General features: G+C 60.3%; 11 protein-coding genes and 1 riboswitch. Of the genes, 5 read left to right on the top strand and 6 right to left on the bottom strand.

The window, feature by feature from the left end; genetic code table 11:
• Positions 1 to 146: 146 nt before the first annotated feature.
• Complete coding sequence (locus JNB91_RS15330; protein WP_220326379.1) at positions 147 to 1,748, top strand: peroxidase family protein; 1,602 nt, start codon at positions 147 to 149, stop codon at positions 1,746 to 1,748.
• Positions 1,749 to 1,834: 86 nt separating this feature from the next.
• Here the strand turns inward: JNB91_RS15330 and JNB91_RS15325 are convergent, their stop codons facing one another.
• Positions 1,835 to 2,590, bottom strand: a complete 756-nt coding sequence (locus tag JNB91_RS15325; protein WP_220326378.1) for a crotonase/enoyl-CoA hydratase family protein — start codon at positions 2,588 to 2,590, stop codon at positions 1,835 to 1,837.
• A gap of 180 nt (positions 2,591 to 2,770) precedes the next feature.
• Positions 2,771 to 4,564: an acyl-CoA dehydrogenase family protein gene (locus JNB91_RS15320; protein ID WP_220326377.1), complete on the bottom strand. Its 1,794-nt coding sequence runs from the start codon at positions 4,562 to 4,564 to the stop codon at positions 2,771 to 2,773.
• Positions 4,565 to 4,778: 214 nt separating this feature from the next.
• On the opposite strand from JNB91_RS15320, the gene JNB91_RS15315 reads away from it, so the two are divergent.
• On the top strand, positions 4,779 to 5,783 hold the full coding sequence (locus JNB91_RS15315) for a transporter (RefSeq protein WP_220326376.1): 1,005 nt from the start codon (positions 4,779 to 4,781) through the stop codon (positions 5,781 to 5,783).
• 56 nt (positions 5,784 to 5,839) lie between these two features.
• Here JNB91_RS15315 and JNB91_RS15310 read toward each other — a convergent pair whose 3' ends face one another.
• From JNB91_RS15310 to JNB91_RS15300, 3 genes are all read right to left on the bottom strand, one after another.
• Entirely contained in the window at positions 5,840 to 6,313 is a 474-nt protein-coding gene (locus JNB91_RS15310) for a BA14K family protein (RefSeq protein ID WP_220326375.1), read from the bottom strand.
• A gap of 180 nt (positions 6,314 to 6,493) precedes the next feature.
• Positions 6,494 to 6,967, bottom strand: a complete 474-nt coding sequence (locus JNB91_RS15305; RefSeq protein WP_220326374.1) for a BA14K family protein — start codon at positions 6,965 to 6,967, stop codon at positions 6,494 to 6,496.
• 100 nt (positions 6,968 to 7,067) lie between these two features.
• A complete protein-coding gene (locus tag JNB91_RS15300) occupies positions 7,068 to 7,481 on the bottom strand; it encodes a winged helix-turn-helix transcriptional regulator (protein WP_430736288.1) in 414 nt (137 codons plus the stop codon).
• A gap of 90 nt (positions 7,482 to 7,571) precedes the next feature.
• Here JNB91_RS15300 and JNB91_RS15295 point away from each other — a divergent pair, with 90 nt between their 5' ends.
• Complete coding sequence (locus tag JNB91_RS15295; RefSeq protein WP_220326373.1) at positions 7,572 to 8,468, top strand: NmrA/HSCARG family protein; 897 nt, start codon at positions 7,572 to 7,574, stop codon at positions 8,466 to 8,468.
• Positions 8,469 to 8,522: 54 nt separating this feature from the next.
• Here the strand turns inward: JNB91_RS15295 and JNB91_RS15290 are convergent, their stop codons facing one another.
• Complete coding sequence (locus JNB91_RS15290; RefSeq protein ID WP_220326372.1) at positions 8,523 to 9,767, bottom strand: aromatic ring-hydroxylating oxygenase subunit alpha; 1,245 nt, start codon at positions 9,765 to 9,767, stop codon at positions 8,523 to 8,525.
• Between the two features lie 92 nt (positions 9,768 to 9,859).
• A riboswitch (cobalamin riboswitch) is annotated at positions 9,860 to 10,095 on the bottom strand.
• Positions 10,096 to 10,243: 148 nt separating this feature from the next.
• Here JNB91_RS15290 and JNB91_RS15285 point away from each other — a divergent pair.
• Together JNB91_RS15285 and JNB91_RS15280 are read left to right on the top strand one after the other, a co-directional pair.
• Positions 10,244 to 10,852 carry a DUF6656 family protein gene (locus JNB91_RS15285; RefSeq protein WP_220326371.1) on the top strand — a complete coding sequence of 203 codons (609 nt, stop codon included), beginning with the start codon at positions 10,244 to 10,246 and terminating at the stop codon, positions 10,850 to 10,852.
• 32 nt (positions 10,853 to 10,884) lie between these two features.
• Complete coding sequence (locus JNB91_RS15280) at positions 10,885 to 11,877, top strand: L-threonylcarbamoyladenylate synthase (RefSeq protein WP_220326370.1); 993 nt, start codon at positions 10,885 to 10,887, stop codon at positions 11,875 to 11,877.
• The last annotated feature ends 2 nt before the right edge of the window (positions 11,878 to 11,879 follow it).

Raw genomic sequence — 11,879 nt, 5'->3', positions numbered from 1 at the left:
AGTGCCGCGAAGATATACCTTCCGGTATTGCTTTCGGCACTTTTGAATTCGCTCCGATTTACCGAACATTAGGACGGGCGCATATTTCGCCGCCTCGCAGCCTGTGGAAGCAAATGACTTGCTTTGCTGCGACGGGAGGGGAAATCATGACAGAGGTAGCGATGCATGGGCATGGCGTGCGCGGCATGAGACCGGAGACGCTGCATTCCTTCGACGGTATCGGTGATCCCGGCAAATTCGGGGTGATGTTTCCAAATCTTCTGCCGCTTTCCGCCAGCGATGACGCATTGGCGGAGCTGGCAGCGGCGATGCTGGACAAGCTCGACGCGGCGGGAAATCCCGATCCAGCCGGCGACAATATGAACATCCCGGCCGGTTACACCTATCTCGGTCAGTTCATCGACCACGACATCACGCTGGACACGACGCCGCTCGACCAGCAGAAGGCCGATCCGCTGGCGACGGTCAATTTCCGCACCCCGGCGCTCGATCTGGATTCGCTTTATGGCGACGGGCCGGGCATCCATCCCTATCTCTACCAGCGCGATCCCGCCAAACTCGGCATCATCGGCAAGATGCTGATCGGGCATGCAGCGCAATCACCCGACCAGAACGGACGCACCGTCCCGAATTTGCCCAACGATCTGCCACGCAATCAGGTCGGTCATGCGCTGATCTTCGACGAGCGCAATGACGAGAACCTGCTGGTGGCGCAGATGCATCTTTTGATGCTGAAGTTCCACAATAAGGTGTTCGACAAGGTGGCGGCGGAAAAACCCGGGCTCAGCAACGATGCATTGTTCAAGGAAACAAGGCGGATTGTCACCTGGCACTACCAGTGGATTGTCCTGTTCGATTTCGTCGAGCGACTGACCGAACCGGGTCTGATCCAGAAAATCAAGCATCAGGGGCGACGCTTCTACCGTTTCAAGCAACGGCCCTATATGCCGGCAGAATTTGCCGCAGCCTGTTATCGGCTCGGACACTCGATGGTACGGCAGACCTACAGCCACAACCAGGTGTTCAACCCGACGGCGGATTCGATCGCCAACGGCACATTGGGGCTCCTGTTCTTCTTCACCGGCAAATCGGGATCGATAACCGGCGAACTGGCACCAGTGCCGCCCGCCCCGCCGCCTGCCGCGCAGAACACGCTTCCCTCCAACTGGGTGATCGACTGGCGGCGGTATTTCGATCTCGGCACGCCCGCTGGCGGCAATTTTGCGCTCAACCACAGCCGCCGCATCGATCCGCTTTTGACGCCGGCGCTGCATACGCTTCCCGCCAGCGATGGCGTTCCCGCCCCTGCAGTGAGAGAATTCAATCTCGCCTTCCGCAACCTGCGCCGTGGCGTGCAGATCGGGCTTCCGTCGGGCCAGGCGGTCTGTCGGGCGATGGGCCTGACGCCGCTCAAACCGGCACAGGTCGCGACCGGACCTGACGGCAAGGCGGCCAAGAAACATGGCCTACATGAGGAAACGCCGCTCTGGTATTACGCGCTGAAGGAAGCGGAACATTTCCACAAGGGCGAACGCCTCGGCCCGATGGCCTCGACCATCGTTGCCGAAACCTTTCTCGGCATGGTGCATGGCGACCATGCTTCATTCCTCTGGCAGCAATCCGACTGGAAGCCGGAACTGCCGAGCGCCAAGGCCGGGCATTTCACCATGGCGGACCTGATCCGCTTCGTTGGCGACATCAACCCGGTCGGCACCGCGCTGGAGCAGGCACTGGAGCCGCAACCATAAACATCGAGATTGCCTGCCCGCCCGCAGGCAAGGCCTGCCGGTGCAGACGTTAACGTCGCATCGGCAGGCTGATCTTGCGTAAGATGTCAGCGCTGTAGGAAAGCCTCGAAGGCTGCCCGCGCTTCCGCACTTTTCAGCCGCGCGGAGAAATGAACGAGTTCCTCGTCGATACGGGCAAGCACCTCGTCACGTGGACCGCGGACAAGATCGCGAGCGATCTGCAGTGCCTGGGGCGGTCTCTTGCCCAATTCCGCGCCGATTGCCAGCGCCTCCATTTCCACCTCGTTCGGCCCGACAACTTTCCAGATCAGGCCGGCCTCAAGTGCTGCCTCAGCTGAAAAACCTGTGCCGGCAACCAGAAGCGCAAAGGCTCGCTGATGACCGATGATCCTCGGCGCGAGCAGGCTAGATGCCGCTTCCGGAACCAGGCCGAGATCGACGAAGGGTGTCTTGAACACGCTACGGCCGGAAGCGACCGTCAGGTCGCAATGAAGATTGAGCGTCGTGCCGATGCCGATCGCCAGACCATCGACACCGGAGACGAGCGGTTTTTCAGCCAGTGCCAGCGCCTTGATGAACAGGGCTCCGGCCGGCGGCTCCGTGGTGCCCGACATGGCGTAGCCGACGAAATCGCCCATGTCGTTGCCGGCTGAAAAGCAGCCTTCCGTGCCGAGAAACACGACCGCCTTCACCTCGTCATCGGTGTTGGCTTCTTCCAGCGCTGCCGTCATCCGCTGATACATGGCGGCAGTAATGGCGTTCTTCTTTTCCGACCGGTTGAAGCGAATGACCAGGACACCGGGATAGGCGTCGGTGCGTTCAACGATAATGTGTTCGGTCACGTTAACTCCTCTATCCGCGGCTTTTCTCCTTTGGCCTGCTAGCCATCCCCGCCACAAGTGGAGAAGACCTGCGGCACCTCCACCAACAAATCACAGCATGGAGGTGCGGCCCGGTTAAGCCCTTTCCTATGTGGGGCGGGGACTCTTCTTGTGTAGTTCGCCACGCTGTTGAAACGGCATTTAGTCCAGCAGGCTTCGGGCGGCGGCAAGGCTGGCAGAGCCGGCGATGACGCGATCCTTGAGCGCGGAGGTCTCGGCCAGAAGATTCTCCGCCATGAAGCGGCAGAGGCTGACACGCCCGCTCCCCTCGCCGTTATCGGCTGCGACCAGCCCGCCCCTGGCGAGATAGGCACCGGTCAGGACGAGGCCGAAAAGGCGCTGATACGGCGTCGCGCCCGAAAGCGCATCGGCCGTTCGGCCATCCGCCTGCGCGACCAGCAACCACGCGGTTGCAGCCTCCAGGGCGGCGATGGCGGCGCGAAGCCGGTCACCGGTTTCGCCGAAGTCGGGATTATTCCGGGCGGCGACCTCTTCGGCCACCTGCTTCAACTCGGAAAGAAGCCCCTTCACCTGATCGCCGCCGGAAAGCGGCAGCTTGCGGGTAACGAGATCGATAGCCTGAATGCCGTTGGTGCCTTCATAGATCGGGGCGATCCGGGCATCACGCAGGTAGCGGGCGGCACCGGTTTCCTCGATGAAGCCCATGCCTCCATGAACCTGGATGCCGAGTGAGGCAACATCGACGCCGATATCGGTGGAAAAGGATTTGGCGATCGGGGTAAGCAACGCTGCACGCTCCGCCCAATGCCGCGCCTCGTCACCCTCATGGTGATGGGACATGTCGGTCGCATGGGCGCAGGCATAACAAATGGCGCGCGCGCCCTGCGTCAGCGCCTTCATGGTCAAAAGCATCTGGGCGACATCGGGATGCTCGATGATCGGGCTCATTCCCCCGTTCTTGCCGTCTCCCGACCAGCCGGGCGCCTTGCCCTGCGTGCGTTCCTTGGCAAAGGCAATCGCCTTCTGGGTGGCGGCTTCGGCAATCGCGACACCCTGGATACCGACCGCGAGGCGTGCGTTGTTCATCATCGTGAACATGCAGGCGAGACCCTTGTTTTCCTCGCCGACAAGATAACCGACCGCCCCCCATTCCTCACCGAACCGGCCATCGCCAAAGATCATCGTGCAGGTGGGGGAACCGTGAATGCCGAGCTTGTGCTCGATCGAGTGGCAGAGAACATCGTTGCGCTCGCCGAGCGACCCATCCTCGTTGACCAGGAATTTCGGCACCAGAAATAGCGAGATGCCGCGCGTGCCGGCCGGCGCATCCGGCAGTCGGGCGAGAACAAGATGGATGATGTTGTCGGCGGCGTCATGCTCGCCCCAGGTGATGAAAATCTTCTGGCCGAAGATACGATAGGTGCCGTCGTCGCGCGGCTCTGCGCGGGTTTTCAGCACGCCGAGATCGGAGCCGGCATGCGGTTCCGTCAGGTTCATCGTGCCGGTCCATTCGCCGGACACCATCTTTTCCAGAAAGACCTGCTTCAGCTCATCCGAGCCATGGGCGGCAAGCGCCTCGATCGCGCCCATCGTCAGCGTCGGGGCAAGCGCAAAGGCCATCGAGGCCGAGTTCCACATTTCGAGCGCTGCGACATTGAGCATATGCGGCAGATTCTGGCCGCCATAGGCTTCCGGCGCGGTCAGGCCGTTCCAGCCGCCCTCGCGCCATCGGCGATAAAGATCGGGCCAGCCCTTCGGCGTCGTCACCTCGCCGTCTTCCAGTTTCGCGCCTTCGCGGTCACCCTTTTCGCCAAGCGGCGCGATCTCGCTCGAGGCAAAGCGTCCGGCTTCCTCAAGGATCGCCGCAACAAGATCGCCGCTGAGATCGCCGAAGCGCCCCTCCTCAAGGGCTGCGAAAAGACCGGCAACGTGGTTCAACGTGAAGGCAATTTCCTCCACCGGGGCGCTGTACATATGATCCTCCTCATCAGCAGTGCAGCCTTGCCTCTCCAGACAAGAAATTCCTTTTACGTAAACGTAAGGAAGGTTGTCAATCGGCAGGTTGTTCCATCATGAAGCAGACGCGCATGAGGGGAAAGAAAAATGATAAAGGGCAGACAGCATGCCGCGCTAAAGAATCCTTCGCGAGTTTGATCTAGAAAGCGATCAGGATACCGGAGTTCTGCCGATGGATACGCCACCGCTGATGACGCCTGCCATTCCCGGCCTCGTCTGGGCTTACCGTTTCGATGCGCCGACGCGCTCCTGTGCGCGGTTACCACTCGAGACGACGGCAAGAGAGCTGAATAGCGGCGACGGTTTCCTATGGCTGCATCTGAACCTTGCCGACAGCCGGGTGCCGGCATTTCTGGAAAACCTTCCCGGCGTGACGCCGTCGGCACTTGCGGCGCTGACAACGCGAGACACCCATGCGGCGATCATTCTCGACGAACAGCTGATCTATGGCACGCTGATCGACTTCCAGAAGGAGTTCGACAGCGAAACGCGCGATATCGGCTGGCTGCATTTCTTCGTCTCCGACCGCATCATCATTACCACAAGGCTGCAGCCGCTGCGCTCGATCGATCGGCTCAAGGCCCAGATGGAGAAGAATGCGGCGCGCTTCAAACGGCCGATCGACGTGTTCGAGACGCTGGTGGCGGAATTCCAGCGGACACTGATCTCGCTCGTTATGGAGCTGACGGAAGAGCTGAACCTGATCGAGGATTTCGTCTACGACAACGCGCCGCGCGACGAACGCCGCAAGCTCGCGCCCGTCCGCCGCACCGTCGTTCGGCTGCACCGACATTTACGGACGGTATTGACCCTGATGCGGCGAGCCGCAGCTTCCAACGAAGACGAGATGCCGGATGGTTTCGACGATGCCGCAGTGCGGCTGATCAGCCGTCTGGAAGCCGTCGATCATGACGTCTATGCGCTGCAGGAACGGGCGCGGCTGCTGCATGAAGAAATCGATTCCAAGCTTTCGTCGGAAACCAACCGCCACCTTTACATCCTGTCGCTGATGACCGCCTTCCTGCTGCCGCCATCACTGGTCACGGGCTTTTTCGGGATGAATACGGAAGGACTGCCATTTGCGCATCTGGAGCATGGCACCCTCTTCGCCTTCGGCGCGATCGGGCTTTCGGTCGCCGCCGCATGGTGGCTGCTCAGGCGCGTCGGCATTCTATAAAACAACAAGACCCGCGCCGAAGCGCGGGTCTGCTGCTCTTAAACGGATAGCCCCACTCAGTAGTAGGGCGAATAACAGGTCTGGCGCGGGCCGTTATAAGGCTGGAACGAATTGGAATAGGCGTCATAGGACCGGTAACGACCCGAGCACCACTCGTAATGGCGCGGGTTCAGGCCATCGCCGCCGCCGTAAGCGGGTCTCGGTGCAGGCTCGACATAGCGCGGCTGCGAGGCGATCGCACCGCCGATGATGGCACCGGCACCGAAGGCTGCCAGCGGATACCAGTATCCATCGCTGTGACGGCGATAACCGTCGCGATGATAACGATAACCGCGATGACCGCCATACCAACCGCGGCGCGGGCCATCGCCACGCCAGCCACGGTCGCGATAATACTGCACCGTGCTGACATCGGATACGACCGGCGCATTCGGTACAGCCGGCAAAGGCAGCGCCTGTGTGGTACCCACTGTGCCGGCCAGCACGATCATTGAAACGGCTGCGACAGCAAATGTCTTGAACAGAGGCATTTCAGAATTCTCCATCCCGCAATTTGAACAGTTTCGATGGCGCCTCCCGCGCCACCAACTCACACGATAGTCACCAATCATTCCACAACGCTAGGATTTTTATCCTGAATGTAAAATTCGCGCGCAAATGTGAAAGCCCGGCCGCCAAAGCGTCCGGGCTTTTTTCACTATCAGATGGACTTACCGGTAGGGCGAAACGCAGGTAGCGCGGACTCCCGCTCTCGGAACATAGGTGTTGTCCGAAGCGCGATAGGTCCGATAACGGTTGGCGCACCACTGGTAGTGGCTGCTACCCGAAGCACGGGGCTGGTTGGCAATCGCGCCGCCGATGATCGCACCGGTAGCGAAGGCGGCCAGAGGGTACCAGTAGCCATTGTGATAGCGGTAGCCGCTACGGCGCTCCCGATAACCGCGATGCCCGTTGTAATAACCCTGGCGGTAAATTCGGCGATCATGACGATAGTGACGTCGTTCGTCGCGGTAATGGCGGCGTTCGTCGCGGCGGTACTGAACCTCTGTCGCCTGGCTGGCTGACGTTTGAACCGCCATGGGAGCGGAAGGCGCCAACGGCATCGCGGAGACGGGAACAAAGCTGGTTGCAAGTACCGCCGCCGCCGTCAAGGCCGTGGCAATGCGCATGCGAAATGCATTCATGGGAACGTTTCCTCGAAATATAGATCAGCGATCTAAAACGCGAGATATCGCGATTTTGTTCCAACCCATCATCGAGCCGGACCATTGAGAACTGGCAGGTTTATTCACCTGCTTCATCGTAGATGCGACGGTTTTCCTCGATGTGGGGCAGGTTGTCCCTGATGAAGAGATTAAGTTCCTGCAGGGAAGCCAATATGCCGCTGCCCAACTCGGTCAGTTCGTATTCGACGCGGGGCGGGACCTCGGGAAAATAGTGGCGCCTGACGAAGCCGTCGCGCTCCAGATTGCGCAAGGTCAGTGTCAGCATGCGCTGCGTGATGCCCTTGCTCTCCCTCTTCAGATGCGAAAAACGAAGCCTTCGGTGATCAGCCAGCGAGAGGCGCCAGATGACTTCAACAGTCCACTTGTCGCCCAGACGCCCGCATATTCCGTTCGACGCTTGCGGCAGGAAGGCCTGTTCGCCTGTCGGCTGTCTTGCGGCCCGGCTCTCGCCTGAATTGTCCAAGAGTATCACCCCTGTGCCCGAGGCTGAAAATAGTGCCGTCTTCCGGCTGCGTTTCAACAGTATATATGGAGACCCCGTGTTCACCACGAGGGTTCTCCAATGAGACAAGAAAAACCTACGATCCTGGTATTCGGCGCAACGGGCCGCCAGGGCGGAGCGGTCGCCAAGGCCTTGCTTGATCGCGGCTGGCCGGTTCGTGCTCTGGTGCGGGATCCGCTTTCTGAAAACGCGGTTGTTTTACGTCAGGCCGGTGCGGATATCGTGCAGGGCACATTCGCCGAGATAGATACGCTCCGCGCAGCGATGCGGGATGCATACGGTGTCTTCAGTGTCCTGCCCGGATATCTCGAAGAGCAGGAGGAGGTTAAGACAGGATGCATGATTGCCGATCTTGCCGCCGAGACAGGGATTTCGCATCTCGTCTATTCTTCGGGAGCAAGCAGTGGAGACAAGCCTACCGGTGTCGCGCGCTTTGACGCCAAACCGCGCGTTGAGGCCCATATCCGTAGCCTGCCGCTGAACGCGACAATCGTCAGGCCGATGATTTTCATGGAGATGCTGCTTGCCCCTGTCTTCGGCCTCAACGAAGGGCGATACACATTTCTTCTGAGGCCGGAGCAATCGATGCAGCTCGTGGCCGTGGAGGATATCGGGAAATTCGTCACGGCGATCTTCTGCGACCGGCCACGGTTTAGCGGCAAGACGATCAAGCTCGCCAGCGACACCGTGACGGGAGACGGCTTGGCTGCGATCTTCAGCGAGGCCGCCGGCAAACCGATCGCCTATTCGCGTTTTGGCGACGACGTTCTTGCCGCAAACGATGCTCTCGGCTCGCTTGCGAAGATACTGGATGACGGACCGCTGGCCGAGCACGTTGACCTGGATGCCATGCGCAACATCAATCCCGACATCCTGTCGTTCCGGTCCTGGCTGGCAACGAGCGGAAAAAAGGCATTCCAGGCGGCAATCGGGACCGGGGGTATTTCCGAGAAATGACGAGGGCCAAGTTTTCCGCAGCCACCAGCCATGGCCGTGGAAGAGCGTCGTGTCTCAAGCTACTGCGTGGAGCGTGCCGTCCTTGCCCTGCAGCCGGTCGATCATGAAGTTCGAATACCATTCGACGAACTGCATAACACCGCCTTCATGCGCCTCGGAATAAGGCCCGGGCTCATAGGCCGGCGAGCGGATGCCGAAAGCATTTTCTTCGACGATCTGGCGATCCTGATCATTGGTCATGTTCCAGACATGGGTCAGTTGCTCGACATCGTAGTCGACACCTTCCACGGCATCCTTGTGGACCAGCCATGTGGTGGTAACTGCCGTCTCTTCCGGCCCGATCGGGATAACACGGAAGGAGATCGCATGGTCGATAAGCATGTGGTTCCAGGTGGTGGGGTAATGGAACAGCAGCATCGTGCCGATATGCGAGATCTCCACGTCATCCGAGAGGGATTTCTGCACGGCGCGCCTGCCGTCCATCGTGTAGCTTTCCGCCCCCTCGATCAGCGGCATGCGCGCTACGCGGAACTGGCCATCCGGCGACAGGGTGAATGTGCTGGGCAGGCCCGCCGCTTCACAACGCACCCAATGCTCGGCGATCACGGGATCATCGGCAGCCCCCTGCACACCGCTGGCTGTCGGTGCCTCCGGATAGGTGCGGCAGAGTTCCGGGTGGTTGCCGGCGCAGTGATAGCACTCGCGATTGTTTTCCCAGACCAGCTTCCAGTTGCCCTTCTCGATGATCGTGTTCTGGGCGGCAACTTTCGTCTCGGAGAGATGATGCGGCGCCATATAGGGCTCGACGGTGGCGCGAACCGGCGCGAAATCCGGGGCGTCCTTGGCAAGACAGACGAAGATGTAGCCGCCGACCACCTGGCAGTGGACAGGCTTGAGGCCGAACTGCTTCTTGTCGAAATTCTCGCCCATGTGGCGGGCAGACATCAGCGAGCCGTCATGCTGGTAGGTCCACTGATGATAGGGACAGACGAGACGGGTGGCAGAGCCGGTCTCCTTGGTGCAGACCCGGTGGCCGCGATGGCGACAGGTATTGTGATAGGCGCGGATATCCCCCTCACGGGTGCGGATGACGAGAACAGGATAGTCACCAATCTGCATGGTGAAATACATGCCCGCCTTGTTGATCTGGCAATCGTGGCCGGCAAACAGCCAGTCGCGATACCAGATCATTTCCAGATCGAGCTTGTAATAATCGGGATCGATATAGAAAGGCTGTTCGAGACTGAAACCTTCGCGGCGGTTCTTCAGCTGCCGCAGAACCTGATTATGAATGTCCATATGCTTCCTCGCCATACAGCTAAGCTTCAGGACATGGACAAGCCGGCAGCTTTTAACGCCGCCAATTCCCGTCCCGTGCGCCCTCCGCGACCGGTCTTCATCAAGCTCAGGCTGGTTTCCGGGCTGAGGAGTTGTCCCAAAAGGACTGCATGGCACCTTCCCGGGCGGCCGTTCGGCTCTGTCCCAGTGGCGCGGGATTATCCCCCAAGCCATGCCTTCAACTCCACCACCGTTGCGGGGGCAGCGCCGGATAGATCTCTTAGACCTGCCGGCTTCCCAATTCTCCACCTTCCCTAGCAAGGTGGCACCTTGAGCTTTGTCATATTTAAGCGGGGCGCAGGCCTGTCGCATAGACGACATTGCGACATCGGCGAATGCATTGACGACGACAGGTTCTCCGGCAGCCTATACCGAGAAACAGACTGTTAAGGTCTTGCTAATAGTATTCATCAAAATTCATGAGGAAGAGCCGCACCATGCCAGGACAGCTCCGGTATTACGAGGTCAACAGACAGAGACCTTTGATGGTGCCGCCAAGCAGCGGTAATGCCCATACCGAATTTCTGCGCACAGGCAGAATTCCGCGCTCCCGTCCCGTCTGGGTTCCCGACGAACGCCGGTATCTTACCCATGACGAAGTGGCCGAGAGGACAGGCAATAAACTGGAAGCCGCCGGGGAAACCACGCATAAGCGGCTGAACAGCTTTCATCGGTCGATCCATCTGCCGAAGATCATTTTCCATCGCACGCTCGAGGGCAGCCCACATCTGGGCTATTGCCATGTCACGGCGGCGCGCACTTTCTTTTCGCAGGATGCGATGGTCAGCTGGTCCTTCTATATTGCCAACTTCTCTTCCGAGATCGGCGGTGACGAGGTGTTTTTCGCGCGGATCAACCCCAGAAACTCCCGCATGTATTTTGCCGTCGCTGTTGAAGGCGAGGCGGGCGAACCGGCGCGGATCGACCGGACATGGCGCAAGAACGGGCTTTTGTTCCAGACCAACAGCCCGCGCGAGGCGATGCGCAACGTGCTGATGCTCGGCGCGCCGAGTGCCGCAGTGCGCGAAATCGTCAAAAGGCTTTGAAGAGCTAAGCACTCCGCTGTATTGACAGCGGCATGACAGCCGAAATCATCAACATCACCCTTGAGCCGCAGCGCGCCATCAGCGAGGCAAGCCGCGTGCTCCATGACGGGTTTCCCGTCGCCATCCCGACCGAGACGGTCTACGGACTTGCCGCGGATGCGACACGCGCCGACGCGATCTCGCGCATCTACGAGACCAAGGGGCGGCCTCAATTCAATCCGCTCATCTGCCATGTCTGCGATATCGAAATGGCAGAGCGTTACGCCGTGTTCGATCCGGCGTCGCGAAAGCTGGCGGAAACCTTCTGGCCCGGCCCGCTGACCATTGTCCTGCCGCTCAGGAAAGACAGTACCATCCATCCGCTGGCAACGGCGGGGCTGGAAACGGTCGGGCTTCGCTGCCCGGAAGGTTTTGCCAACGACCTGATCCGCGATTTCGGCCGGCCGCTTGCTGCACCGAGCGCCAACACGTCCGGCCGGGTCAGCCCGACCGCTGCGCGCCATGTGATGGAAGATCTCGGCGACAAGCTGCAGCTAATCATCGACGGCGGCTATTCGCCTGTCGGCGTCGAGTCGACGATTATCCGCGTCGATCCCGAAACGGGCGCGATCCTGCTTCTGAGGCCCGGCGGCCTTGCGGCCATGCATATCGCCGATGCTGCCGGGCGTGACCTTGAGCGACGCGCCGGCCCTGCCGCGATCATCGAGGCACCGGGCATGCTCGCCTCGCATTATGCGCCGGGCGCCACCGTGCGTCTTAACGCAACAACGATCGAACCGGGCGAAGCGCTGATCCGCTTCGGCGGCCAGCCGGTTGCGGGTGCGGAAAAGGCTGCGCTCGATCTCGACCTCAGCCCATCAGCCGATCTTGCGCAGGCTGCAGCAAATCTGTTCGAATACCTGAAGCGCGCAGATGCCAGCGGTGCCGCCAGTATCGCCGTGACACCTATCCCGAACGAAGGACTGGGCGAAGCGATCAACGACAGGCTGGCACGCGCAGCCGCACCACGCGACGGAGAAGAGTGATA

Source organism: Aliirhizobium wenxiniae, from assembly GCF_019511445.1.
GTDB classification, from domain to species: domain Bacteria; phylum Pseudomonadota; class Alphaproteobacteria; order Rhizobiales; family Rhizobiaceae; genus Neorhizobium; species Neorhizobium wenxiniae_A.
This window is presented reverse-complemented; position numbering and strand designations above follow the sequence as displayed.